22 protein-coding genes and 1 other RNA gene are annotated in these 25956 nt (G+C 42.8%); 9 read left to right on the top strand and 14 right to left on the bottom strand.

Features of this window, described 5'->3' with window-relative positions:
- Positions 1-18: 18 nt before the first annotated feature.
- The gene (locus DNL43_RS09790; RefSeq protein WP_054768872.1) at positions 19-408 is read left to right on the top strand and encodes a ribonuclease HI family protein; all 390 of its coding nucleotides are present in this window, start codon (positions 19-21) and stop codon (positions 406-408) included.
- Here the strand turns inward: DNL43_RS09790 and DNL43_RS09785 are convergent.
- The 5 genes from DNL43_RS09785 to DNL43_RS09765 form a co-directional block, all read right to left on the bottom strand.
- Positions 405-1517: an NAD(P)/FAD-dependent oxidoreductase gene (locus DNL43_RS09785; protein WP_054768873.1), complete on the bottom strand. Its 1113-nt coding sequence runs from the start codon at positions 1515-1517 to the stop codon at positions 405-407. The genes DNL43_RS09790 and DNL43_RS09785 overlap by 4 nt on opposite strands.
- A 50-nt stretch (positions 1518-1567) precedes the next feature.
- A complete protein-coding gene (locus DNL43_RS09780; protein ID WP_057962351.1) occupies positions 1568-2737 on the bottom strand; it encodes a THUMP domain-containing class I SAM-dependent RNA methyltransferase in 1170 nt (389 codons plus the stop codon).
- Positions 2738-2803: 66 nt separating this feature from the next.
- Positions 2804-3177: RNase P RNA component class B (gene rnpB / locus DNL43_RS09775), an RNA gene on the bottom strand.
- Positions 3178-3202: 25 nt separating this feature from the next.
- Positions 3203-3586 carry a cell division regulator GpsB gene (gene gpsB / locus DNL43_RS09770; RefSeq protein ID WP_054768874.1) on the bottom strand — a complete coding sequence of 128 codons (384 nt, stop codon included), beginning with the start codon at positions 3584-3586 and terminating at the stop codon, positions 3203-3205.
- Positions 3587-3639: 53 nt separating this feature from the next.
- Positions 3640-4212: a DUF1273 domain-containing protein gene (locus tag DNL43_RS09765; protein ID WP_057962352.1), complete on the bottom strand. Its 573-nt coding sequence runs from the start codon at positions 4210-4212 to the stop codon at positions 3640-3642.
- A gap of 125 nt (positions 4213-4337) precedes the next feature.
- Here DNL43_RS09765 and recU point away from each other — a divergent pair, with 125 nt between their 5' ends.
- On the top strand, positions 4338-4937 hold the full coding sequence (gene recU, locus DNL43_RS09760) for a Holliday junction resolvase RecU (RefSeq protein ID WP_054768875.1): 600 nt from the start codon (positions 4338-4340) through the stop codon (positions 4935-4937).
- Between the two features lie 18 nt (positions 4938-4955).
- Positions 4956-7286 (top strand): PBP1A family penicillin-binding protein, encoded by a 2331-nt coding sequence (locus DNL43_RS09755; protein ID WP_057962353.1) that lies wholly within the window; start codon positions 4956-4958, stop codon positions 7284-7286.
- 95 nt (positions 7287-7381) lie between these two features.
- On the opposite strand, the gene DNL43_RS09750 is transcribed toward DNL43_RS09755, so the two are convergent.
- The 5 genes from DNL43_RS09750 to DNL43_RS09730 form a co-directional block, all read right to left on the bottom strand.
- The gene (locus DNL43_RS09750) at positions 7382-8095 is read right to left on the bottom strand and encodes a DnaD domain-containing protein (protein WP_054768876.1); all 714 of its coding nucleotides are present in this window, start codon (positions 8093-8095) and stop codon (positions 7382-7384) included.
- 44 nt (positions 8096-8139) lie between these two features.
- Positions 8140-9435, bottom strand: coding sequence for an asparagine--tRNA ligase (gene asnS, locus DNL43_RS09745; RefSeq protein WP_054768877.1), 1296 nt, complete (start codon positions 9433-9435; stop codon positions 8140-8142).
- Entirely contained in the window at positions 9422-10642 is a 1221-nt protein-coding gene (locus DNL43_RS09740; protein WP_057962354.1) for a pyridoxal phosphate-dependent aminotransferase, read from the bottom strand. Before DNL43_RS09740 ends, asnS begins: the two co-directional genes overlap by 14 nt.
- Positions 10643-10661: 19 nt before the next feature.
- Entirely contained in the window at positions 10662-11168 is a 507-nt protein-coding gene (locus tag DNL43_RS09735; protein WP_057962355.1) for a cell wall elongation regulator TseB-like domain-containing protein, read from the bottom strand.
- A gap of 64 nt (positions 11169-11232) precedes the next feature.
- Entirely contained in the window at positions 11233-14070 is a 2838-nt protein-coding gene (locus DNL43_RS09730) for a helicase C-terminal domain-containing protein (protein WP_057962356.1), read from the bottom strand.
- A 149-nt stretch (positions 14071-14219) separates the two neighbouring features.
- On the opposite strand from DNL43_RS09730, the gene mvk reads away from it, so the two are divergent.
- Genes mvk through fni form a run of 4 tightly spaced genes read left to right on the top strand, consistent with a single transcriptional unit; the run spans position 14220 to position 18351 of the window.
- Complete coding sequence (gene mvk, locus DNL43_RS09725; RefSeq protein WP_225439236.1) at positions 14220-15242, top strand: mevalonate kinase; 1023 nt, start codon at positions 14220-14222, stop codon at positions 15240-15242.
- Positions 15223-16209 (top strand): diphosphomevalonate decarboxylase, encoded by a 987-nt coding sequence (gene mvaD, locus DNL43_RS09720; RefSeq protein WP_057962357.1) that lies wholly within the window; start codon positions 15223-15225, stop codon positions 16207-16209. The genes mvk and mvaD overlap by 20 nt, the downstream gene beginning before the upstream one ends.
- Before the next feature lie 21 nt (positions 16210-16230).
- Entirely contained in the window at positions 16231-17316 is a 1086-nt protein-coding gene (locus DNL43_RS09715) for a phosphomevalonate kinase (protein ID WP_057962358.1), read from the top strand.
- Positions 17317-17319: 3 nt separating this feature from the next.
- On the top strand, positions 17320-18351 hold the full coding sequence (gene fni, locus DNL43_RS09710; RefSeq protein WP_054768879.1) for a type 2 isopentenyl-diphosphate Delta-isomerase: 1032 nt from the start codon (positions 17320-17322) through the stop codon (positions 18349-18351).
- A gap of 112 nt (positions 18352-18463) precedes the next feature.
- Here the strand turns inward: fni and DNL43_RS09705 are convergent, their stop codons facing one another.
- Positions 18464-19828 (bottom strand): RsmB/NOP family class I SAM-dependent RNA methyltransferase, encoded by a 1365-nt coding sequence (locus DNL43_RS09705; protein WP_057962359.1) that lies wholly within the window; start codon positions 19826-19828, stop codon positions 18464-18466.
- A 77-nt stretch (positions 19829-19905) separates the two neighbouring features.
- Here DNL43_RS09705 and DNL43_RS09700 point away from each other — a divergent pair, with 77 nt between their 5' ends.
- A complete protein-coding gene (locus DNL43_RS09700) occupies positions 19906-20733 on the top strand; it encodes a Cof-type HAD-IIB family hydrolase (protein WP_054768880.1) in 828 nt (275 codons plus the stop codon).
- A 50-nt stretch (positions 20734-20783) separates the two neighbouring features.
- On the opposite strand, the gene glpK is transcribed toward DNL43_RS09700, so the two are convergent.
- Both glpK and DNL43_RS09690 read right to left on the bottom strand, forming a co-directional pair.
- On the bottom strand, positions 20784-22292 hold the full coding sequence (gene glpK / locus DNL43_RS09695) for a glycerol kinase GlpK (protein ID WP_057962360.1): 1509 nt from the start codon (positions 22290-22292) through the stop codon (positions 20784-20786).
- A gap of 207 nt (positions 22293-22499) precedes the next feature.
- Positions 22500-22688, bottom strand: coding sequence for a 2-hydroxymuconate tautomerase (locus tag DNL43_RS09690; RefSeq protein ID WP_013727873.1), 189 nt, complete (start codon positions 22686-22688; stop codon positions 22500-22502).
- 159 nt (positions 22689-22847) lie between these two features.
- Here DNL43_RS09690 and DNL43_RS09685 point away from each other — a divergent pair, with 159 nt between their 5' ends.
- Complete coding sequence (locus DNL43_RS09685) at positions 22848-24287, top strand: C69 family dipeptidase (protein WP_057962361.1); 1440 nt, start codon at positions 22848-22850, stop codon at positions 24285-24287.
- A gap of 96 nt (positions 24288-24383) precedes the next feature.
- Here DNL43_RS09685 and DNL43_RS09680 read toward each other — a convergent pair whose 3' ends face one another.
- Positions 24384-25811, bottom strand: coding sequence for a C69 family dipeptidase (locus tag DNL43_RS09680; protein ID WP_054768882.1), 1428 nt, complete (start codon positions 25809-25811; stop codon positions 24384-24386).
- Positions 25812-25956: the final 145 nt, after the last annotated feature.

Here is a 25956-nt window from a genome sequence, read left to right as displayed (position 1 = left end):
TAAAGAAAGTGTAAATAAATGATTAAACTATATACAGACGCTGCCGTCAATCAACACACTGGTCATACCGCAATTGGAATATTAATTGTTCACAATGGCAAGCAGCTCCAATTAAATAAAGTCATTGAACCAACCAACAATCATGAAGCAGAGTTTATCGCCGCAATCGATGGCTTTAAAAAACTCATTGCCCTAAAAATTGATCCATCGGAAATTATCTTTTTTAATACCGACAGTAAAATTGTCTCGGACAGTTTAAATAAGCAATATGCTAAACACTTTGAAAAGTATGTTGATGAACTGTTGGATCTGCAAGGTAAATTTGATACGGTCGTCAATACATGGATTCCCGACAGCCAAAATATGGGTGCTCATACCCTGGCAATTCAGGCACTCCACTCAATTTAACCAATGTACGAACTAACTGGCTTCGTGTAACGGCTCCAATCATCAGAATGATTACCCAGAACTGCTTGAGCCAGAAAGTAACCGATGATTGGACCGGTTGTCAGGCCTGAAGATCCCAAGCCGCCGCCAACCAAAAATGATGACAAGTCCGGTAAGGCACCAAAGAATGGCGCAAAATCACCGGTATAGGCTCGAGTGCCAACCCGCATGTCGGTAATTTGTGATTCTGACAAAGTTGAAATAAACGCTTTTGCGTTTTCGAACAACTGATTGCGAGCGGCTGGCTTTGGTGTTAAGTCAAAGCCTTCGTCATTTTCATGAGTTGCGCCAATAACCAATTTACCACCATTGAAAGGAATAATATCACTCATGCTTTCCGGCATCATAACAGGCATATTGCGCCATTTTGATGGCATGGCCACAGTCAAATCAATCAGTTGACCTTTTTGTGGTCGGACCTTAACATTGAGCCCCAAAGGCGCCAGCGTTTCATGCATCCAGGCACCGGTAGCAACAATCACGTGATCAAACGTTTGAGTGCCTTCCGAGCTGCGAACGTCGCCGTTAGGCAATACTGAAACTCGTTCGTGTTTTACTTGAACATTATTAGCTTCAGCATGTTCCAACAACTCTTTAACAAAATCGGCTCCATCAATTCGTGCCCCACCGCTCACAAAAATTCCTTCTGGAGGATTTGTCAGCAGGGGCATTTTTTTCTGGACGGCATCTGCATCCAACAACTCAACGTGGCCCATTGCCGGCGTCTGCTGTTGCTTAATCTGGGCGTCATGATAGAGACTCAACAGATCTTCGTGATTCTTTCTGGTCACAATCGTTCCGGTCTGTTGATAGGCCTTATCGCTCAGCTGAGCAGCTTTAACCAAATCCGAATATAATTCCGCGCCACGTTTGGCCAACGCATACCAGCGCTTATTTCTGCGCTTTGAAAGCCATGGCGAGATGATCCCCGATGCCGCTTTGGTTGCTTGACCGTGATCGTCATCAAATAATGTCACTTGAACATTTTCGTTACCTTGCAAATAACTCAAATAAAAGGCAGCAGTAGCACCAATAATTCCACCGCCAATGATTGCGACTTGTTTAACCATTTACCCACTTCTTTTCACCAAGTTGTTCTTATTTTAGCATATTTTCGAACTTATTTCGCTTTAATTTGGTCCAAACTGCGCAAATCTCGAACTTTCTTGCCCCAAAATTGAAAATAGTCCGTCCTAATGGATCCGTTATATAATTTCCGGCGTTTTGTTGCTTTGGCACCGTAGTACTTTTCAAAGTCCAAATCTGACGTGAGGAAATACTTCGACCAACTGGTTAGTGGATTAAAGACCTTGCCCATTTGCTTATACAATACATGGGCATGCTCCTCATCACTCATTCGTTGTCCGTATGGTGGATTTCCAACGATTACACCGTTTACCTTATCGGTCTTAAAATCAGCCACTGCCAACTGTTTGAAATGAATATCAGCCAGTAAGCCGGCTTCTTCAGCGTTGCGTTTGGAAATTTCAATCATATTACCATCAATATCACTGGCAGAAATGTCTAATTCAATATCGTAATCAGCTTTTGAATCAGCTTCGTCACGAACTTTTTGAACCATGTCAGCATCAATCCATGGCCATTGTTCACAAATAAAGTCACGATTAAAACCGGGCGCAATATTTCTGCCAATCATCGCAGCTTCAATTGGAATGGTTCCTGAACCACAAAATGGATCCAAAAATGGCATTTCCGGGAACCAGCTGGTAAGCATAACCAATGCCGCAGCCATATTTTCTTTCAGTGGTGCAGAGCCCTTTTCAACCCGGTAGCCCCGTTTGAACAAACTGGAACCCGTGGTATCCAACGTCAACATGACGTGATCTTTGTTAATTGCCACTTCCAAAGGAAATTTGGCACCGGTTTCGGGTAATCTGGTGTGGCGATGATAAGCCATGCTCAATTCATTAACAATCGCCTTTTTAACAATCGCTTGAGAGTCAGGCACACTGTGGAGCTTCGAATTTCTGGAACGGCCTTCAACGGGAAAGGCAGCATCCATGGGCAGCATCTTATCCCAGGCAATTGCAGTTGTCTGTTCAAAGAGCTCATCAAAAGTTTTTGCATCAAATTCATCGACCACAATCTTGATTCGGTCAGCAGTCCGGAGCCAAAGATTAGTTTTAATAATATCCCGCTCATCACCGGTAAATCTTACCCGGCCATTTTCAACTTGAACATCATAGCCCAGGTCACGCATTTCTTTTCCAACGAGTGCCTCAATTCCGGCGGCACATGTAGCGATTAATTTAAATTTCATTTTAGCCATCTCATTTCATTTTCTGGGTAACAAAAAAGTGGGAGCAAGCTCCCACTCAACCTGTTTGGTGTAAATCCCTGTAAGCCATGTTTTGTGCTTCTTACATCCCAGGACGATGCAACAAGTAGTAATCATCTATCTGAGAAATACCGAAGTACTTCTCCCCCACACTTGGTTCATTTACCGTGTGTGAAGCTCCCCTACCAAAAGTTTGGGTTTCCCGCTCGAGGGGTTTACCGCGTTCCATCAGCATAGTTTCCTATGCCATTCGTCACTGTGGCACCTTAGGGAATTAAAGCATAGCAAAGCCTTAGCTTTAATATCCGCCGTAACTCACAAAGAGTCCCCCGGCTTATTTTTTCACCGAGCACGAACACTACGGGCATCTCAGCCCGTGCGAGAATGGACTTTCCTCAGCCGTAATAATACGACCGCAATTACTCAGGATTTACACCATTTAGTTATATGCAAGCTTTAAAGCCTGTGTGAATCATTGGTATTATTATCAAGCTGTGATCCGAAGACTCGTCTTTCAAGATTTGAAAGACGCTTCAAAATATCCATGTTGGTTGCACTTGACATCGGTTGACTTGGAGCAGTCCTGGTTGGGGCTGTGCCGGTTGGTGCCGATGGCATTGGTTGCGAACCTGAAACAGCAAGCTGTTTATTCAATTCGTCAACTTGGACTTTTAAACGTTCATTCTCATCGCTGAGAGACTGGAGTTCTTTGTTGAAGGTTTCATAATCTTTAATGATATCGTCTAAGAAACTGTCAACATCATTAGGATCATAGCCACGCATCTTTTGCTTGAACTCTTTTTGAAGAATGTCCTTCGGAGTATAATTAATGTTTTCCATTTATGGGTTACACCTCACTATTTGCAACAAACCACCTAAAATAATATCATAAATTAGTCATCTTGAACACTATTATTCAAGTTTTCCTGATATTCGTCCGCAGCGCTCTGTAAATCGTCGAAAGTAATTAGCTTATACGGATAGGGATGATTCTCTGCAAATTTTTTAATTTTGTCATAATCATATTGCGATTTGCCTGGATTATCTAAATCATATATCAATAATGCTTGATCTGTATGGCTAAGCATGAATTCTTGGTAATTTCTTAACTGTTGGGGAGATTGATACGGCTTTTGAGAAACTGATGCGGAAAAATCAACCTTGGCTTTTAGGGCCTGCAGCTTTGCCTGATTATTTTCATTCCAATTGCTGCCAAACTGGTCGAATGGTAACATCATGGACGTTTGAAACTCGCCTGGATAATCTTTTTTTAAATTCTGGCCCATTTCAAGTGCCCACTGTTCGATGCCCAATTGGCCACCGGAAATCAGCCAGTCCATCCCGTCGACAATTGCCTGAGTCAGTTCGCTTTTGAGAACTGAATCGATCACCTTTCGCTTTGGCTCATCATCTTTAAAAATTCCTAATTCATAGCTGCGATAGCCGGTTACCCACAAGCGGCTCATGATATCACCCTTACGATAAAATATTTTAAATAGGTTCTCTACTTGGTATAATAACATTATTGTAGTTATTATTAAGTTAAATGAAGTACAATATAACTATTCAGAATAAAGGAAGCCAGAGTTCAATGACGATTAGATACCCGAATGGAAATCAGTTCCACGAACAACCAGCCTCTTCAAATCTGCACAATGACTCGATTGATTTTTCCAATCGTGGAATGACTTTGGAAGATGAGATTAACAAAAGCAATCAGTATTACCTGCGTGAAGGAATTGCGGTTGTCCACAAAAAGCCGACCCCAATTCAAATTGTTTCCGTTGATTATCCCAAGCGAAGTGCTGCCAGAATCAAAGAGGCTTATTTTCGCAGGGCTTCAACGACTGACTACAATGGTGTTTACCGTGGAAAATATATTGACTTTGATGCCAAGGAAACTAAGAATAAGACTTCTTTCCCACTGAAGAACTTCCACAAACATCAGGTTGAACATATGCGTCAATGTCTTGAACAGCAGGGAATCTGTTTTGCAATTATCAAATTTATTTCTGACCAGTCAGTTTATGTATTAAAAGCGACCGACTTGATTAAGTATTGGGACAATCAGGACAAAGGCGGCCGTAAATCCATTCCTCGAAAAGTCATTGAGCAAGACGGCTTTTTAATCAAATATAGGATCAACCCATTACTACCCTATCTTCGTGCAGTTGATTCTATCATCGAATAAGTTACAAAGGAGAACTCTATGTCACAGAACAATCCTAAGAACTCACGTGCTGAAGTCCGGCGCGGACGACAGTTTAGTACTACCCATAAGAAAGGTCCATTTCGGAGAATTCTTAAATGGGCTTTAATCTTAGTTGGCGCCCTTTTTCTTTTTGGTGCCGGCCTGTTTACTTATTACGCTGCAGGTGCTCCTCGGATCACTCATTCCGCACTGACCAGTGATAATTCCACGAAATTTTATGATGCCAACGGAAAAGTTATTTCACGTCTGGGAAGTCAAAATCGTGATTACGTTAAGTCCAACAAAATTCCCAGAACATTGAAACGAGCGGTTGTATCAATTGAAGACCGACGTTTTTACAAACATCATGGTGTTGACCCGATCCGAATTGTCGGTGCCGCGGTTTCAAATTTAACCGGTTCATCGATGGGCCTTCAAGGTGGAAGTACGTTAACCCAACAACTGGTTAAGCTTTCAGTATTTTCAACCGCCGCAAGTGACCGAACTTTAAAGCGAAAAGCGCAGGAAGCCTGGCTGGCAATTAAAGTTGAAAATAAATATACCAAGAGTCAGATTTTGGAATTCTATATTAACAAGGTCTACATGGGTAACGGAGTTTATGGAATGCAAACCGCAGCGGAATTCTACTATAACAAGACACTTGAACATCTAACGCTGCCAGAGTTTGCCTTACTTGCCGGTATGCCGCAATCACCTACGCTCTACAATCCATATAAGTACCCACAATACGCGACAAAGCGCCGAAATGAAGTCCTGGATGCAATGGTCAAGACAAAGGCCATTACCCAACAACAGGCACAGAGCGCGAAGAATACCAGTGTTAAGAGTGGCCTTTCAAAGACCCATTCAAAGGCAACCACGTCGGTTAAGACATCCAGATACATTGATTCTTATTTGAAACAGACAATTGAAGAACTGGAAGAAAAAGGCTACAAGCCAAATCGTGGCTTGAAAGTTTATACCAACTTGGATATGAGTGCCCAAAAGAAACTTTACCAGATCAGCAATAATGATCCAACCATTGCATACCCTAACAATCGATTCCAAGTTGGTGCCACGATTGTCAACGTCAATAACGGTCAAGTTGTCGCCATGCAGGGTGGCCGAAAAACCAAGGTTGCATTCGGACTTAACCGAGCGGTTCAAACCGGACGGTCATCCGGATCAACCGCAAAGCCGATCATGGATTACGGCCCTGCGATTCAGTACCTTAAATACCCTACTTACCAACCTGTAAAAGATACCCCATACGTTTATCCGGGAACCAGCAAGTCGGTTTATGACTTCGATAATAAGTATCAGGGAACCATTACAATGAGAAAGGCTTTGGTCGAATCCCGAAACATTCCGGCAATCAGAACCCTTGAAAATGTCGGGGTTCCAAAAGCCACAACTTTCTTGAAGAATTTGGGAATGTCGTTTAAGAAACCACTCGAAATTCAAAATGGGATTGGCTTATATATTTCATCTGAACAACTGGCTGCTTCATATGCTGCCTTTTCAAATGGCGGAACCTATTACAAACCATATCTTATTAAAAAGATCGTTCAACCAAACGGTGTTGCTCATAAATATCATAAAAAAGGCAAGCGGGCAATGTCCCCTGCGACCGCGTTTATGATTACCAATATGCTGAAGGGTGTTATGACCAATTCAGAGGGTTCAGGGACCGCAGCGAAGGTTTCTGGGCTCTATGAAGCAGGTAAAACCGGAACAACTCAGTATCCAGACGACTATTTGAACAAAGTGCCAGCTATGTCAACCATGGACTCATGGTTCTCCGGTTACACAAAGAACTATTCATTGGCGATCTGGACCGGATATGATCATCAATTTAAAGCTAATTCGTACGTGACATCAGCGCAAACAACGATTGCCCAACAAATTTACAAGAACGTCATGGGCTATATCTCTCAAGACAAACCAAATACTGATTGGACACAACCAAGCGACGTTGTCGCAACAAATCGCGGCGGTCAAACCGAGTATTACGTTGCCGGGTATCCTGGAACGGTTACCGACAACAGTTCCAATCAAACCACCAGCGGTTACACGACTGACAGCAGCTCAAGTTCCAGCTCAGCGGTTGTTACCCAACCAAGAGCAAACGAGAGCTCCAGCAGTGCTGAAAGTTCCAGCGAAACATCAGAGTCGACCCCATCTGAACAAAAACCAAGTGGCGGCGACGGTAACAATGGATCTGGAAGCGATTCTGCTACGTCCAGCTCAACGGATAGCAGCAGTGGTAGCAATACCACTCCGGATAATGGTGGCAACACCAATACCGATGGTAACAATAGCGACAATAACAACACAAAGAATCAATAATCAATCAAAAACAATGATAGGTCTCTTGAACTTTCAGGAGTCCTATCATTTTTTATGTACGAAAAAAGACCGGTAAAATTTTTACCGGTCTTTTATTATTTATCTGGATTCCCCGTTAAATTAATAAACGGAATATCGGGACCATTATATTGATTGGACATGTCGTCCGCACGGCCACTGTTGCGGGTTTTCTTATACGCTTCAATTTGCTGCGGGGATTTCAAATTCTTTTTGTACCAATTACCAATAATGCGATCCATATATTTAAGATTATAAACTTGATTTAAAACGGCTTCTTTTAACGCCATCTGAATTAGCTCAGGTGAATAGTGATCAATATCCAACCATTGGCTGATAGACTCCATCTCAATTGGAGATAAGGTTCTGCCAAATTCTTTTTCGATGCTCTCAAACACCGACTGTCGTTCATGGCTGTCGACGATTTTGGGTGATTGGACCTCGCGCTGTTGAGAAACTTGATCGTTGTTAAGCAACGATAGTTTTTCATACATTGGGGTAAAATCATATGCATCGACTTGTTGGCCTTCAATTGTCACTTGGGTAATTTTTGCTAATTTCTTTTCGATCATCTGATGGAAGAGATTAAAAAGCTGCTGCTCTGAATACCCTGTCTTTTCGTGAAGATCAGCCATTTCAGGCATTGGAATAACCAAGTCATGATTACCCTTAATCAACATGTAAATAAACATTTCCTGATTATTGATCCCGATTTTGTGGTAATTATTTAACAAGTAATTGCTAATGGTTGTTTGACCTTCATCAAGGATGCCATGAGCGTAATCATCCATTCAAATCACCTCGGCTTGTCAAAAATCAATTCACGACATTCATTTTAAGGATAAATTCGGTTAATCAATCTTGGGAATGGAATGGCCTCACGAACATGGTCCTCTCCAGTCAACCAAGTTAATGCACGTTCAAGTCCCAAACCGAATCCGGAATGAGGCACACTACCGTACTTACGAAGATCCAGATACCATGAGTATTCTTTAGGATCCAAGCCGGCCTTGATAATTTGGTCATATAGGTAATCATAATCAGTTGCCCGTTCAGAACCACCGATAATTTCACCATAGCCTTCAGGTGCCAACAAGTCAGCACAAATAACAACGTCATCACGAGTTGGATGTGGCTTCATATAGAATGGCTTAATTGATTTAGGATAGTTGAGAACGAAAACAGGTTGATTGAATTGATCCGCAAGGAAAGTTTCCTCAGGTGAACCAAAATCAACACCCCATTCAAGGTCGAAACCACCCTTTTTGAGCATGTCAATTGCTTCATCGTAACTGATTCGTGGATAAGGCAAGATGGTATATTTCTTAAGAATTTCAGGATCCCGGTCAAGGGTCTTCAATTCCATCTGACAATTTTTAAGCACTCTGGTAACCAGGTAGGCAATGTAACGCTCTTGGATTTCCAAGCTTTGTTCCTGATGCATGAATGCCATTTCTGGTTCAATCATCCAAAATTCAATTAAATGTCGACGAGTCTTGGACTTTTCAGCTCTAAAAGTAGGTCCGAATGAGAAGACCTTACCAAATGCTTCCGCACCGGCTTCTTCGTACAACTGGCCACTTTGTGACAGGTATGCATCCCGGTCAAAGTACTCAGTATGGAACAGTGTCGTTGTTCCTTCTGGTGCACTACCGGTTAAGATAGGTGCATCAATCTTGATAAATCCTTCGTCATTGAAGAAATCATAAGTTGCTTTGATGACTTCATTCCGAATCCGCATAACAGCGTGGGGACGGCTTGAACGTAACCACAAGTGACGGTGATCCATTAAGAAATCAATTCCGTGTTCCTTGGGTGTAATTGGATAATCATGAGATTCGGATACGACATCAATGGTTTCAACTTCAATTTCGTAACCAAATTTGGAACGGGAATCTTCATGAATAATTCCTGTTACCCACATGCTGGTTTCTTGCTTAACTTCTTTTGCAAGTTCAAATGTTTCCGGAGTCACATTGTTTTTAACAACCACTCCCTGGAAAAAAGCTGTGCCATCACGTAATTGCAAAAAGGCAATTTTACCGCTTGATCGTTTGTTGGTTAACCAAACGCCGATTTTTACTTTTTCGTTAACGTATTTTGGCGCGTCAACCATACTAATCTGTTTCAATTCCGATTCCTCCAGATGTTTGTTTTTGTAAAAATTGATTCATAAATTTAGTAATGCGTTCCACGGCTGTCAGTAGGTTCTCCAAACTTGCCGCATAGCTCAATCGCAGATAACCGGACATTCCAAAGGCATCCCCATCAACAACTGCCACATGGGCCTTTTTCAAAAGAACATCCACTAATTCTGCTGAAGAATTGAGCCCCGCAAGCTTAACGGCTTCTTCCACATTTGGGAACAGATAAAAGGCTCCCTGGGGTTTGGCAGCTAATTTAAACCCGGGAATCTCTTGGACCAATGGATAAATTTTATTCAGCCGTTCTTCAAAGGCTTTTCTCATCGTCTCAACTTCGGATTGATCCGATTCAAAAGCCGCAATCGCAGCATATTGACTAACCGTAGCCGGATTCCCGGTTGAGTGGGAAAGAATTGAGTTGACTTTGCTGATTAATTCGGGAGCTCCTGCAACGTAACCGATCCGCCAGCCGGTCATCGAATAGGCTTTGGAAACACCATTGACCAAAACGGTGGAAGCGGCAATTTCATCACCAGCCTGAACCAACGAATAGAAGGCATTTTGATTATAAACCAGCTTGCCGTAAATATCGTCTGCAATCAGGATAATGTTGTGGAAAACGGCCCACTTACCAATGGCCGCCAGTTCATCTTTGGAATAAACCGTTCCGGTTGGATTCTGTGGTGAGTTGATGACCAGTACTTTACAATTTCTGGTAACTGCTGCATCCAGCGTTTCGGGCGTAATTTTAAAATCATCCCCGGTTTCAACAACGACCGGCTTGCCACCAGCCAATAGAACTTGTTGTCTGTAACTGACCCAACTGGGCTTTGGCAACAGAACTTCCGTCCCCTGATCAACCAGTGCCTGCATTAAAACATACAGACCCATTTTGGCACCGCTGGTCACACTGATTTGGTCAGCAGGATAAATTACCCCATAATCCTGCTTAATTCGATTGGCGATGGCTTCCTTTAATTGTGGAAGTCCGCTTGCAGGGGTGTAGAAACTGGTTTTGCCCGCTTGGATCGCTGAAATGGCCGCGTCGGAAATAACCTTTGGTGTTTTAAAATCGGGTTCACCGATTCCAAGGTTAATCACGTCAATTCCCTGGCGGATCATTGCTTTGGCAGTGTTTGAAACCTTTACGGTTGCAGAGGGCGTTACCTGCATTGCCCTTTCAGAAAATTTCATTGAAGTGTCCTTTCATACTTTAAATGTTCTCAATAGATTTATAGATTTGGCCATTCTTAAAACTAATCGTTGTAAAACACAGTCGACCTTTTGAATTCATATAGCTGGCAACCCAATATGGTTTGGATTTAATTAATGTCAGTCCGATTCCGTTAAACTTTGAAGGATGCTTTTGCCGTTGAATGACGTCCTTGGCCTGTTGTTCACTGATACCTGAGCTGCTGTTAATGACGGTTACAGTACCGCCCTTTTTGGCAACGATCACAAAAACGTTTTTATTTTTGTTATCAATTCCGGATACCGAGTAATAGGTCTTCCCCAGATTTGAGGTATAAAAGGAGTTGACATCCCGCAATCCGGCATATTTCTTGGCGATCGTTTCAGTTTGCCCACGGGCAATTGTCATTGGCCGTTCGGCTGTATGAAAAATAATAAAGAACGTAAAGCACAGAATTAAAATGACGGCGATAACGACCCAGGAAATTTTAACATATGATTGTTTTTTAACTCTTCGATGCCGTTGCATGTTATCTTCCTCTCAAATTTCGTTATCTCTAATTATAGCAAATAAACCGGCAGGCAGACGCACATTAATTCCTGCTTTCAAAAAACTTAACCATGTCAAAAACACAGTCATCAATGTTGCCCTTGATCACAGGGATATCATTCCGCAAATTGGCAAGGATCGTACTTCCATATCGCTTGGATAACAGGCGCGGATCCAAAATAAAGATCGTTCCAAAGTCATCCTTAGTCCGCAGCAAACGGCCCATCCCCTGACGCAGCCTTAATGTCGCTTTAGGCAGTGTAATACTGTAAAAGGGATTCTTACCTTTACTGCGCTCAATGGAGTATAAGGCATGGTTATATGGATCAGACGGGGTGTCAAACGGCAATTGAGCCACAATCAGATTTTCCAGCAGATTTCTGGGAAAATCAACCCCCTGCCAAAATGTATTGGCACCCAACAGGATTGCCGGTTCATGGTGAATAAACTGCTTGCTGATTTTAGAAGCAGTTCCGTGAACGCCCTGAGCCAAAACAAAGTGCGTTGCCGTAAAACCACTTTCCTGCAGCAAATGATACGTCCGCTCAATCGCATTCAGCGAATTAAACAAGACCATCGTTTGCCGTGGTTCGTTTTTATAAATTGTTTCAATGTTAGCGGCAACCTTTTGAAGATAACTGTCCGAATTAGTCGCGAACTTTTGATCATTGGTACCGGTGACCAGGTACAAACGGGCTTGGTCTTGCGGATTAAAGTCACTCTTAAGCCGTTTGATAGAAGCATCTTCCCGATTAATCCCAAGCAAATTATAAATAAACTGGGAGCGCCGTGACGAAAAGATTGTCGCCCCTGTAAAGGTAACCGGTTCAAAAGCCGAATAAACATGTTCCTTCAGATAGTCTTCGGTCTTCAAGATTCCGCGGTTCAAAGTCAAGCTGTTGACATCTTTGACACTGTTAACCGTCACCCAGGTAACGTGCTGCTCAATCGATTGATCATCGACATCAATAATTGACACCAGTAACCGCAGCTTATGATTAAACTCATTATAGTTTTCAAAGAAGGAATAAATGCTCAAGAAATCATGGTTGGTATATACATCGGCATTATGGTCAATCTGGGTGTTTAAGGTTGCCAATAAACTGTCCAGCCGTTCATGGAGATCATGTAAAGCATTAATCGACGCTTGGTTGGCATTGGTAACAGTTTTCATCTCACCAATCGGAATCAGTCGTTCAAAAAAGTCATTGTTTCGATGAAGCCGTTTGCCCTTCACAACGAGCGCAAAGAAAGTATCAATCACTGATGATATCAAGTCTTTCCCTTGTCGCAATTCCGAGTCCAACTGGTTGATTGCGTTAGCCAGGATAGCGTCGTCGCCGACGATTTCTTTAATATTATCTTCGTGAGTCCCGTTGATATTCCCCAAAATTTTGTTAATTTCAGTTATTAATGCCAACGGATTAATCTTTTCCTGATTATTTCGAATGGCCGTTTCTGAAAATTGCTGAGTTTCATCAATCAATAAATATGGCTTGGTTGGTAAGCTCTTAAAATACTGCCAGTTTTTGATCAAATAACTGTGGTTGACGATCACAAAATCAGCGCTGTCAGCTTTCTTCAAGTTATAGCGGAGAAAATCGTCGTCATAAAACGGTTCATTTGGATCGAGCCACTTGACACCGGTATGCTGAATCTTCCAAACAAATGGTGTTTGGTCAACGTTTAGATGAAGTTCATCCAAATCACCGGTTGTGGTAACGGTCAGCCATACCAAAATCTGAGCTTTGATAAACGCCGTTTGGCTGGAACTGTCCGGTACAAATAACAGGTTGCGGAATTTATACAAATCAATGTAGTGGCTGGCACCCTTCAAAATAACGCTGTGAACCTTAAACGGCAGTCCTTCGTTCAAAAGCGGCAGGGTTTGGTTTTGCAACTGAAATTGCAGATAAGTCGTCGACGTACTGATAACCGCCGGCTTTTTCTTGGAAACCAAATAGCTTAACGGCAAACAGTACCCCAAGCTCTTGCCGATTCCGGTTGGGGCTTCGATTAATAAGGTCTTGGCAGCATGATGTTCGGGATCAGCGTAATTATTATAAATCAGATTCATCATTTTATTTTGTTCGAGACGGGATTCCAAATTATCCGGCAAAATCTTTTGCTTGGCTTTCTTGGTCTTGGGATATCTGAAAGTGTGTTTATCATTGTCGTCATCCGTATCCATCGGTTCATGTTTACGAAGAACCAATCCCGAAGAAATCCGTAATTGATCAGGCAACTTTGGTGTATGGACCCGTTTGCGGTTCGCCTCGTCAGCATCCAAAAAGACCTGCATCGTGTCTTGAGGCAGGGATGGATTAATGCTGATAATCTGTTCCAAAGTAATTCGGGGCAGCATTTGAATTTGCCGTAGCAGGATCAACAGCAGCTTGGCTGTTGCCAGCGCGTCACTATCGGCAGTGTGCGGATGATCATGCACGATATTAAAGTAGGCACTCAAATCCTGAAGCCGGTAACTGGACAAAGTTGGCAGTAGGATTTGGCTCAACGTAACCGTATCAATTGCTTCAATTTGTAATTCGGGATAGCCGACTCTTTGAAACTCGGCATTTAAAAATGGAAAATCAAAATTGACATTATGGGCAACAAAGACCGTGTTGTTTAATAGGGAATAAAGTTGTGCGGCCACCTGATCAAACGTCTTCGCTTTCTTCAGACGTTCGTTGGTAATCCCGGTCAATTGAACGATCCGGTTGGGAACCTCGCGTTGCGGATTAATGTCGGTCACAAATGTTTTAATTATTTTATTATTAGAAACTAAGCAGCAGCTGAACTGAATCGTCCGGTTGTCAGCGGAGATGTCCGTTCCGGTCGTTTCAATGTCAACAACTGCAAAGGTGGTTTTTGAATTCATGTCATTCACCAATCTGAGCTTATTAGCTGACGTTTATTAAATATTCACTAACTTTAATCATACTACAAGCAAGATGTGATAATCTACCATGGAAAGAAGCCGAATTATTTATGAATCTCTAAAAATATCTTTAAAACGTTCTTGAACCAGTGAACTATGATAAAATTGGAATGTTTGAAAGTGAGCGGATAAAGTTGAAAAATAAAGCAACCGGAAAAAGTTATGCGAAAATAATTTGGTTTGGCGAGCACAATGTGGTTTATGGCAAGCCTGCGATCGCGATTCCAATCTATTCTGTGGATGTTACTGCCACTATCGAGAAAATTCAAAACGGTCAAGAAATTCACTGCCGTTATTTTGATGGCCCGATTAATGAAATGGCCGACAATTTACTTGGCGTAAAAACTTTAACAAATCACCTCATCAGTTTATTCGGCGCACAAAATATTGCTTTTGACCTAAATATCCAAAGCAAACTGCCGGCTGAACGGGGAATGGGTTCTTCTGCCGCAACTGCAATTGCAATTGTACGGGCTTTTTTTGACTTTTTCGAAGTCAATTTAACCCGATCCCAATTATTGAAATTAGCCAACATTGAAGAAAAGATTACCCATGGCAACCCAAGCGGTTTGGACTCGGCAACTGCCAGTTCCAATATGCCAATTTGGTTTGTCAAAAATGAAATTAACGAACAAATCGATTTCAACCTGCCGACCTCTTCTTTGGTCATTGCCGACAGCGGCATCGAGGGAAAGACTTCTGAAGCCGTTTCCCTCGTCCACGATAACGTGGTCGATGAACCGGAAACCGCTCAGCCGTTGATTAACGAGCTTGGCAAGATTGCCGAATCAGCCCGTGAGGCATTGGCAACGACCGACGATGAACTGCTGGGAAAGCTGATGAACCAATCGCAACACGATCTGGCAGAATTGGGGGTCAGCAATCACACTCTGGATACATTCTGCCAAATTGCCTGTGATAATCACGCCCTTGGCGCCAAACTAACCGGTAGCGGTTTGGGAGGCTGTGTCATTGCTTTGGCAAAGAACCAGACAGATGCCCAACAGATTTCAACCGCACTAAGAAAAGCCGGAGCAACCCAGACATGGATTCAATCATTTAAGAACTATCAATTTTCAACAGGAGAAGCACATGACAACCTCGTCAGATAATGCAGTCACAGCCATTGCACATACAAATATTGCTCTGATCAAATATTGGGGCAAACAAAATGCCGACATGATCATCCCATATACCGGCAGTCTTTCATTAACCTTGGATCAGTTTTACACGAAAACAACCGTTTCATTTGATCAAAGCTTAACCCGGGACAACGTTTCAATTGATGATCAGGCAGTGTCCGGCAACAGCTGGCAGCGAGTTCATGATTTTCTGGAGATTGTTCGTCAAAAAGCCGGCATTAAGCTCAATGCCAACGTGGATTCTTACAACCACGTTCCGACAGCAGCTGGATTAGCTTCATCAGCATCCGCGTTTGCCGCCTTGGCTGCGGCAGCCAGCAAAGCTGCCAATATGAATCTTGATAATCAGGAACTTTCACGACTGGCCCGACGAGGATCCGGATCAGCATGCCGGTCAATTTTTGGCGGATTTGTTGAATGGCAAAAAGGCACTGAAGATCGGAATTCATTTGCTGTTCCAATTGAGACACCTAATTTGGATGACATCAGAATCATCGCGTTAACTGTCGAAAAGCAGCAGAAGCCAATCTCCAGTCGTCAGGGAATGGCCCTTTCCGTCACAACCTCCCCTTACTATCCAACCTGGGTGAAAGTCGTTGAGTCGGATCTCCAAAACATTAAAAGTGCCATTCATGATGATGATTTTACGCGATTTGGCACGATTAGCGAGTTGAACGCCATGCGGATGCATGCGTTAACCCTCAGCTCCAATCCCGATTTCCTGTATTTTAACGGGGACACGTTGGATGCAATGAATGAAGTCAAACGGCTGCGACATTCGGGAATCGAATGTTACTATACAATTGACGCAGGTCCCAATGTCAAAGTCATTTGCCAAGCCAAGAACGTCAAAACGATTACCGAAACTTTCAGCAAACTGTTTGGTAATGAAAAAGTCACGGTTGCCCAACCTGGACCGGGCGTTAAATATCTGTAGTAAGAGAAAGGACATGATCCGTTGATTAAGGTTAAAGCTCCGGGAAAATTGTATATTGCGGGTGAATACGCGGTGGTCGAAACCGGCTACCCTTCTATTATTGTGGCTCTTGACCAATTTGTTACCGTTGAAATTTCTCGAAGTAAGTCTTTTGGAAGCATCGTTTCAAAACAATATCGTGAAGATTCTGTTTATTGGCGGCGACGTGGGGATCAGATGATCCTTGACAACCGTGATAATACATTTAACTACATAATTTCAGCCATTCAGCTCACCGAGGAGTATGCTCAATCCCTTGGTCGGGCAATGGAAGTTTACGATTTAAGAATTAATAGTGATTTGGATAGTCCGAATGGCAAAAAGTACGGTTTGGGCTCGTCCGCTGCAGTGACCGTTGCAACGGTCAAAGCACTCTGCCGCTTTTACAAGTTGCCACTGACTAAAAGCAAATTATTCAAGTTATCAGCGATTGCCCATTTGGATGTCCAAGGCAACGGTTCTTTAGGCGATATCGCCGCAAGTGTTTATGGCGGTTGGATTGCCTATCGTTCATTTGACAGAAACTGGCTGATGGCAGCCCGAATGCAGGAAGATTTAACTGATCTGGTTAATAAGCCATGGCCCCACTTGATGATTACTCAACTGACACCACCGGAAGATTTAAAGCTGATTATCGGATGGACCGGTTCACCTGCTTCAACTTCCCATTTAGTCGACAAAGTTGCCATTCAAAAGAGCAACCAACACGAAACTTATGCCAAATTTTTAGCAGACAGTAAAGCCTGTTTGGATGAACTCATTAATGGTTTCAAAGATGGCAGCTTAACCGTTATTAAAGACGGCATTAAGCGGAATCGTGAAATCTTACAACATTTGGCTGCTTTCACTAAAGTGCCAATTGAAACCCCTATTTTGAAAAAAATGTGTGATATTGCTGTGGACCATTCAGCAGCTGCAAAGTCGTCGGGTGCCGGTGGCGGTGACTGTGGAATTGTTGTTGCCGACAGTCACACCGATATTGATTCGATGATTGAAAGTTGGAAGCAAAACGGGATCCAGCAGCTTGCACTTAACGTTCATCCGGTTATCGATCTTGATAAGGAGTAACCTATGATTTCACAACACTCACACCGCAAAGACGAACATGTCTCTTTAGCCGAAAAATTTTATACCGATAACGATATGTTCAACAATCTTCGTTTTGTTAACAATGGTTTGCCAAAATATGCTTTGAATGATATCGATTTTTCGACTAAAATTGGTCCATTGGATTTGAAGACTCCCTTTTATATTGAAGCCATGTCCGGCGGTAGCGAGCATACAAAGAAGATCAATCAACGGTTGGCGGATATCGCCAGAAAAACTGGCTTGGCAATGGCTGTCGGTTCTGAAAGTGTTGGCTTGAGTGATCCCAGCGTGAGAGATTCTTTTAAAATCGTCCGGCAGACAAATCCGAATGGTCTCATTTTCGCCAACATTGGTGCAAATCATTCGCTGGAAGATGCCCAAAAAGCCGTCGATTTAATATCGGCGGATGCCTTAGAATTGCATATCAATGTTGCACAGGAATTGATCATGCCTGAAGGCGATCGTCAATTTCAATTTATTGAAAATATTCAAAAAATTGTTGCCAACATCAAAGTTCCGGTAATTGTCAAAGAAGTCGGTTTTGGAATGAGCAAAGAGACGATTCAAGAGCTTGCCGGCCTTGGTGTTCAATACATTAATGTCAGCGGTCGTGGTGGAACCAATTTTGCGACAATCGAAAATTTCCGCAGGCCGTCTAAAGATATGGACTATTTAAAGAACTGGGGCTTAATTACGGTCGAATCCCTATTGGAATCCCGGGCTTTGGACCAGCCGTTAACAACAATTGCTTCCGGCGGCGTTAAGTCGCCGTTGGATGTTGCCAAATGTTTGGCAATGGGCGCATCCGCAGTGGGCGTTGCCGGATATTTTCTTCATGAAATCATTCATAAAGACGATGACGCAATTGTGGCAGATATTAAAGATTGGCAGTATGGCTTAAAAACAATCATGCTGATGTTGAACTGCCAAACAATTGCGGACTTAAAGCGACAACGATTAATTTTAAATCCTGAGTTAATTTCATATCTTAATCAGAGAAATATTAAATATTAAAAAAAGAGAGTGGGACCAAAGGCGTTTTGATCCCACGTTTTAGCAAAATAACATGAAGTTCCGAAAAAGAAGGCCCAAACAAAGGTATCTGCCGTTGTTTGAGTCTTCTTTTTTAAACTGCAAATCGTAAACCCTTCGGAAAGAAATTCTTGGCGGTACCATTAACCACCTTGACGAATCCAACTGGCTGCTGTTTACAGATCAACAGATACCAGCCTTTCTGCAGCTTTGGATCCACTTTAAAAGTATCTCCGTGAACGTACTTTTTCCAATCGTCGTCATCAATTGTTATTTTTCGGATGACCTGATCGGGATGCAAAGCAAGCGCCAACGCATAACTGGGTTCAAATCGATTCTTCTTGAATTCACCAATCTCCAGACCCAATCGGGAAATCTTAACCCCCGATAAATTAGGCGTTTCTTCAGGAACAGCATACAGATTAGCTTTAAAGACCACTAATTTTTTAAAGTTGGGTTGTTTTAATGTTGCTTTAGCAAACTCATTGAACAACTGATTTTGCTCTTTGGAAGGCATCTCAATATTCTTACTAATTCCACGGAAACGTTTCGGTGCCTTAACATCATCAGTACTTTCCGGCTTTTTCAACTTGGCAATGAAGTGGCCCTCACCGTTAAAATGATGGGGAAAGATTCGGACACATTTGGTCAAATCCTGGTCGTCGTTAGCCCATTGAGGTTTTCCGTTATCCATTCCAGGATACTTTTTGATTGGTTGGATTTCAAAGCCGTACTTGTCAACCAGCCAGGCAATGATCTGTTCATCTTCTTCCGGAGCAAACGTACAGGTTGAATAAATGAGCTCGCCACCAGGCTTTAAGTTTTTGACAGCTTGATCCAAAATGGTTCTTTGACGGGTTGCACACTCTACCGGATAATCCAGACTCCAGTATTGAATGGCGTCAGGATCTTTTCTGAACATCCCTTCACCTGAACAAGGAGCATCAACCAAAATTCGGTCAAAAAATTCCGGCAGTTGAGCAGCCATCCGATCCGGATTGGTGTTGGTGACAATCGTGTTGGTCATCCCAAACCGCTCGACATTTTCCACCAACGCCTTGGCACGCTTGGCGTCAATTTCGTTGGCGATCAATAACCCAGTGTTTTGTAAGTAGCTGCCAAGATGGGTCGTTTTCCCACCGGGAGCAGCACACAAATCAAGCACTTTCTCGTTTAAATTTGGATGGGCAACTTCGCCAACGTACATCGCACTGGGTTCTTGGCTATATACCGCTCCACTTTGATGATCGACAGTCTTCCCGCTGACTTGCCCGTGATAGCCAAACTGGCAGTGCTCGGTTGGCTGGCTGAGGTCTAAATCAGTCGGCTGACTGGCTTTCAATGGATTGATTCGAAATCCTGGAGTTGTCGGCTGATCAAAACTCTTGATAAATTTTTCGGCTTCATCCTTGCCCATTAATTTTTGATATTTATTCACAAAATCAGTTGGTAATTTCATTCTATTCTCCCTTTTGGGTTCTAATAATTGACGTAATATGACTTTTCAGATAGTATGAATGGATATGTTAGTAAGGAGTGATCATAATTACTAAAAAACTAATCGCCCTTGATTTGGACGGAACAACATTAAACAACGACACCCAAATCAGTGCCAAAACAATTGCGACGATTCATGCCGCCGAAAAGCAAGGTTACATAGTCAGTATCGTAACCGGCCGTCCTAACCGGCTTTCTGAAAATTACTATGATGAATTACACTTAAAAACACCCATGATTAATTTCAATGGCAACCTTGGCATTTTACCACACCAAGCCTGGGATCGTGAATACCAGTACACCATTAATAAGGAAATTGTCACTGAACTACTGGAAAAGAGCAAGCCGCTTGGGCTTTCATTGATTGCCGTTGAAGGACGCAACATGTTTCTCGCCAACCGAGGCTTAAACAGCGGATTCGGCTTTTTCCCAAGTACTCTTAAAACCAATCAGGTTTTGAGTTGTCAAAGCTTAAAAGAAAACCCAATCAGTATCACGGTCCAAGTGGAACCAGAGCTTAAAGCCGGACTGATTGACTTTGTTCAAACCCAGTTTGGTGATCAAGTTGAAGTTTCTCCTTGGGGTGGCCCCCATCCAATCGTGGAAATTGCGACCAAAGGAATTCACAAATCCACCGGTTTGAAATTCTTGGCGGACTATTACGGGATCCTGCAAAAGGATATCATTGCCTTTGGGGATGAAGGAAACGACCTGACCATGATGCAATATGCCGGAACCGGCGTTGCAATGAAAAACGCAATTGATCGAATTAAAGATTTGGCTGACGATGTCACCGATTTTACAAATGATGAAGATGGTGTCGCCAACTACTTACAAGACCACATGGATATTGCGGTCGGCCAATAAAGCATGATAAAAGCGACTGGACAAACGTCCAATCGCTTTTTTTGATTTTATTAATCTTCGTTTGGATGATACTGAATGGTTGCTTTAACAGCGCTTTGCCATCCCGAATATAATTGACTGCGAGTCTTTTCATCCATGTGAGGCTCAAAATCATCCCGCGACTTAACGGTTCGTCTAATTTCTTCAATTGAGTCCCAGAATCCAACTGCCAAGCCTGCCAAGTAAGCAGCCCCCAATGCAGTTGTTTCTGAAATTGATGCCCGATGAATTGGGGTTCCCAAAATATCTGCTTGGAATTGCATCAAATAGTTGTTGTTAGCGGCACCGCCGTCAACAGCCAACGATTTCAAATCAATCCCGGTTTCGGCTGCCATCGTGTCAACAACATCTCTGGTTTGATAGGCTAATGATTCCAACGTTGCCCGAACAAACTGATTTTTGGTTGTTCCTCGAGTTAAGCCAAACACGGCGCCCCGAGCGCTTTGGTCCCAATATGGGGCACCCAATCCGGTAAACGCTGGGACAACATATACGCCATCCGTGGTTTTGGCATCAATTGCCATTTGTTCAGAATCCGGCGATGATTTAACCATTTCCATACCGTCACGAAGCCATTGGATGGCTGAACCAGCCACAAAAATACTTCCTTCAAGGGCGTAGTTAACCTTGCCGTTAATGCCATAAGCAATGGTCGTCAATAGACCACGATTGGAAAGCGTTGGTTTTTCACCGGTATTCATCACAATAAAGGCACCGGTTCCGTAAGTATTCTTGATCATCCCACGCTGTAACGCCATCTGGCCAAACAAGGCTGCCTGCTGGTCACCGGCAATTCCGGCAATTGGAACCTGAACACCAGAGAACGAATAACCTGATGTGTATCCGTAAATCTCTGAAGACGAATGGACTTCTGGCAACATGCTTTCCGGAATATTCAACAACTTCAAAATATCTTTGTCCCATGTCAGCGAATGAATGTTGAATAACATCGTCCGGCTGGCATTTGTGTAATCGGTGGCGTGAACCTTGCCGCCGGTGAGCTTCCAAAGAATCCAAGTGTCAATGGTTCCAAATAAAAGGTCGCCATTATCAGCTTTCTCACGGGCACCGGAAACATTATCCAAAATCCACTTGATCTTGGTTGCTGAAAAATACGAATCAATGATCAAGCCAGTCTTTTCGTGGATCATATCATCATAGCCATCGGCAGTCAGTTGATCGGCCAAAGCAGCAGTCTGTTTTGACTGCCAAACAATTGCGTGATAAATTGGCTGGCCGGTATTTTTATCCCAGATCACAGTGGTTTCCCGCTGATTGGTCACACCGATTCCCCGGACCTTATATGGTTGGACGTCAGCGTTAATCAACGCCTCTGAAATCACAGATTGAACGGCATTCCAAATCTCGTTGGCATCATGTTCAACCCAACCGGATTTAGGAAAATACTGATGGAATTCACGTTGGGCTTTGCCGACGATATCCCCATCATTATTAAACAAGATTGCCCGAGTACTTGTTGTCCCTTCATCAATGGACATTATGTATTGCTGATCATTCATGTAAAGGTCTCCATTCTTATTATTCGTGCGTTTAAACGCCTTTTGTCTTTGTTAAGTATACAATATTATTGATTGGCAAACCAACCTTCAGTCAAACTTTATAAAAGTAAAAGAAATTTCTTTATCCAACCGGACCTATAAGCCACAAAAAAGGCCCACAATCATGAAATTGTGGACTCATATTGTGGACTGTTTAATTTTGATCGATTATTTTTCGTCGCTCTTTAAAACACCGCCAACACTGTAACGGTTCTTTTCCATTTCACTCAAAATAACGTGAACGTGTTCTGCTGGAGCACCGGTATTTTTAACGACGGCTGCTGTAACGTCTTCAACCAAACCCTTCAATTGATCTTGTGAACGGCCGGCAATTAAATGAATATCTACGATTGGCATGATAAGTTCCTCCATTTGTTTTTGATGCAAAAAGTATACCTTAAATTTTTTTGTCCTGCAATTAATCATTGTCCCTTAAATATCCTGTAACCGGTTTATCACAAAAAATGATACAATGACTGAAGTAATATTCTTCAATGAATAGGAGACTTTAAAAACATGATACCTTACAAGAACTTTTCTGCATGTACCAGTATGATCGTTGGTAAGAAAGCCAGCATCGATGGGTCAATTATGATTGCCAGAAACGAAGACAGCAAATCCTCATGGCCAAAAAACTATGTCATTCATGAACACAAAGAATTTGATGAAGACCAGACATTTACTTCAAAAGACAACGGCTTTAAGATGCCATTACCCAAAGTTCGATTTAAATACTCCGGAACGCCTGAATGGACCGACAAATTCGGCCTGTTCGAGGAAAACGGCTTTAACGAATACGGCGTTGCAATGAGTGCGACTGAAAGTACCTACACCAATAAATTGGCTCTGGGTGCCGATCCCCTCGTCAAGGATGGCATTGGTGAAGAAGCAATGATAACCGTTGTTCTCCCGTACGTCAAAACTGCTCGTGAAGGCGTCCAACGCTTGGGCCAAATTGTTGAATATTATGGAACAAGCGAATCCAACGGAATTTTATTTGCCGACAAAGATGAAGCCTGGTATATGGAAACCGGTGCCGGCCATAATTGGGTGGCCCAACGAATTCCAGACGACAGTTACGCCGTGATTGCCAACCAAAGCGCCATTCAAGAAGTTGATTTTGATGATCGCGACAACTTCATGTGGTCCACTAATATCCGTCAATTTGTGGCCGATAATCATCTTGATGATAACTTGTACCCTTCCAAAGAAGTATTTAACTTCCGAAAGGTATTTGGGACCGCTGATTTATCAGATACCTATTACAACACCCCTCGGGTTTGGTATGGACTGAAGATGTTTTCACCTGACGATGAATACGAGCCAACCAGCCAAGAAATGCCTTTCATCAATCGTGCCAACCGAAAGCTAAGTATCTTTGATGTTCAAGACTTTTTGAGCTCCCATTACCAAGGAACGCCATACGACCCCATTGGTGAGGGCTCTGAGCACGATAAGCACCTCTTCCGGCCAATTAGTCTAGCCAAGACTCAAGAGGCCCATATCCTGCAAATTCGGCCAAATATGCCAACTGCTGCCGCAGACATTCAGTGGTTGTCAATGGGTGTTGGCGCCCAAAGCAGTTTCGTGCCATTCTATGCCGGTGCCAACGACACCCCCAAGACTTACCAAAACGCTTCTGGAAGCTATTCTCTCAACCAGGCATACTGGACATACAAGTTGGCTGGAGTTCTGGTAGATCCCCACTATGTCAAATTTGGGCCAAAATTAAACAACACTCGCGCAGATTTGCGGGTTCAATTCCAGCAAGCAGTGAAAAAAGCTGATGCTTCAATTGCCGGTCTATCAAGCATTGAGCTTGGCGACTACCTGACAAAAGTTAACTTCAAGAATGCCAAAACCGGATTAGACGCCTACAACAGTCTAATCAGTGACTTGATCACCAATTCAACTGACCTTTCACCCATTAATTTTATTCAAGATATGAATCTTTAGTTGTCGATCATGATTACTAATGTCAACGAAAAGGCGCTTCACAAAACGAATTGTTTTGTGAAGCGTCTTTTTCAATCTTGATTAAATAATTTTGGATTAATAATGTTCACGATTAAATGATCCCGGAACATCTTGACTTGTCTTGATAACCAACGTGGTAAGCAATGCCTCGGTAGCCGTCATAATATGATCGGCTGTCCGGGCATTTGCTTGTCCAAGCGCTCTGACAACGTGCGAACCTGAGGCTTCTTTATCGGCCATCATGGAATCGATCTTGTTGACACGTTCATGGGCATAAGCCATTTCTTTTAGCTGATAATCTTCAACATCCTGCATGACTTCTTGATAATGGTTGGCAGCAATCAGTGAAATCATTCGATTTGCCCAGTATGCATTATGGCTGTCAAAGGTACCGGTTGTGTCACGGTAGCAGTCCGGTGTGTTGACAACATTTGTATAGAATGGTGTCAGCGTGTTAAATGGATTGGAGCCAAAGGCCAACCATTGAATGGCGGAATATGTGGATGGGAGACCTGGACGCAACTGTAAAATTGATAACTCTTGATTTCGGTTGATCCCGATTGGCCGGTAAGGAACCGTCTTATAATCGACACCAGGAGCGAATGGATCGTAAGGCGTATCCTGGTAGTGTGAACCCAAAACAAACTTGATATCCTCAAGGGTAATCTTCCGGTTTGCGTGGCAGATAAATGGCAGATCATTACTCATCGGTGTCTTGTCTTTAACTGATTCCGGATCGAAATAACGTTGTCCATACCAAGCTCGCGGTGTGTTGTAACGATGGTCGAGCTGGGTATCTGATCCAAAGATCTTTCGGAAGTTAAAATGACTGGTTGGGTTTAAATGATGCTCTTGGGCAAACTTGCGTAAGTCCTTTGAGTACATAAAACTATCCGGATCATCAAAGTCGATTTCTTGAATACCGGTTTGGTTTGGCGCAATCACATAGGCGTCGTCAGGAATCCGTTGGGCAACCCAGTGGTGGCCGCCGGCAGTTTCCATGTACCAAATTTCATTCACATCTGAGAACAAAATACCGTTTGATTCATAGGTTCCGTATTTTTCAAGCAGCTTGCCAACTCGTTGAACACCTTCTCGAGCTGAATTGATGTATGGCAAAGTAATTGTTAATAAGTCTTCTTCACCGAGGCCGTCCTTTTCAAATGGATCGGCACCCATCACCCGAGCATTGGTTGTAATCGTCTCTGTGGCACTCATGGCGACGTTGTGGGAATTTATACCAGCCTCGCCCCAAACGCCCTTGTCAGCGACTGCATCGGGTACTGAGGTATATCTTAAAGGATTGTCTGGTAACTTAACCGTAAATTTCGTTAATTTTGCATGATACTCACGTGGCTGATCTTCAGGTTCAACAACCACAAATTTCTTAGGATTAATTGCATCCCCTGCATCCTCATTTCTGGCAATAATGGTTGAACCGTCATAGCTAGCCTTTTTACCGACTAGGATTGTGGTACAACTACTGTGTTTTGATGAAAACATTGTAAAACCTCCCCAAATTCTTCTATCAATTCGATTTTACACCCTTTTTTAATAAGTGGAATAAATGACCACCAAATCAAAATTCAATATTGAAGCTGCCATTCCTAAAGATAACGGACGATTATTGGAAAACAAAAAAAGCTAA

It is taken from the genome of Lentilactobacillus kefiri, from assembly GCF_009739535.1.
In the GTDB taxonomy this organism is placed as follows: Bacteria; Bacillota; Bacilli; order Lactobacillales; family Lactobacillaceae; genus Lentilactobacillus; species Lentilactobacillus kefiri.
Note: the sequence above shows the minus strand (reverse complement) of the source record. Positions and strands in the feature narration are given on the sequence as shown.

Bases quoted from the DNA above. Each gene is read 5' to 3' on its own strand.
- DNL43_RS09790 (WP_054768872.1), top strand. From the start codon at position 19: ATGATTAAACTATATACAGACGCTGCCGTCAATCAACACACTGGTCAT.
- DNL43_RS09785 (WP_054768873.1), bottom strand. From the start codon at position 1,517: ATGGTTAAACAAGTCGCAATCATTGGCGGTGGAATTATTGGTGCTACT.
- DNL43_RS09780 (WP_057962351.1), bottom strand. From the start codon at position 2,737: ATGGCTAAAATGAAATTTAAATTAATCGCTACATGTGCCGCCGGAATT.
- gpsB (WP_054768874.1), bottom strand. From the start codon at position 3,586: ATGGAAAACATTAATTATACTCCGAAGGACATTCTTCAAAAAGAGTTC.
- DNL43_RS09765 (WP_057962352.1), bottom strand. From the start codon at position 4,212: ATGAGCCGCTTGTGGGTAACCGGCTATCGCAGCTATGAATTAGGAATT.
- recU (WP_054768875.1), top strand. From the start codon at position 4,338: ATGACGATTAGATACCCGAATGGAAATCAGTTCCACGAACAACCAGCC.
- DNL43_RS09755 (WP_057962353.1), top strand. From the start codon at position 4,956: ATGTCACAGAACAATCCTAAGAACTCACGTGCTGAAGTCCGGCGCGGA.
- DNL43_RS09750 (WP_054768876.1), bottom strand. From the start codon at position 8,095: ATGGATGATTACGCTCATGGCATCCTTGATGAAGGTCAAACAACCATT.
- DNL43_RS09740 (WP_057962354.1), bottom strand. From the start codon at position 10,642: ATGAAATTTTCTGAAAGGGCAATGCAGGTAACGCCCTCTGCAACCGTA.
- DNL43_RS09735 (WP_057962355.1), bottom strand. From the start codon at position 11,168: ATGCAACGGCATCGAAGAGTTAAAAAACAATCATATGTTAAAATTTCC.
- DNL43_RS09730 (WP_057962356.1), bottom strand. From the start codon at position 14,070: ATGAATTCAAAAACCACCTTTGCAGTTGTTGACATTGAAACGACCGGA.
- mvaD (WP_057962357.1), top strand. From the start codon at position 15,223: ATGACAACCTCGTCAGATAATGCAGTCACAGCCATTGCACATACAAAT.
- fni (WP_054768879.1), top strand. From the start codon at position 17,320: ATGATTTCACAACACTCACACCGCAAAGACGAACATGTCTCTTTAGCC.
- DNL43_RS09705 (WP_057962359.1), bottom strand. From the start codon at position 19,828: ATGAAATTACCAACTGATTTTGTGAATAAATATCAAAAATTAATGGGC.
- glpK (WP_057962360.1), bottom strand. From the start codon at position 22,292: ATGAATGATCAGCAATACATAATGTCCATTGATGAAGGGACAACAAGT.
- DNL43_RS09690 (WP_013727873.1), bottom strand. From the start codon at position 22,688: ATGCCAATCGTAGATATTCATTTAATTGCCGGCCGTTCACAAGATCAA.
- DNL43_RS09685 (WP_057962361.1), top strand. From the start codon at position 22,848: ATGATACCTTACAAGAACTTTTCTGCATGTACCAGTATGATCGTTGGT.
- DNL43_RS09680 (WP_054768882.1), bottom strand. From the start codon at position 25,811: ATGTTTTCATCAAAACACAGTAGTTGTACCACAATCCTAGTCGGTAAA.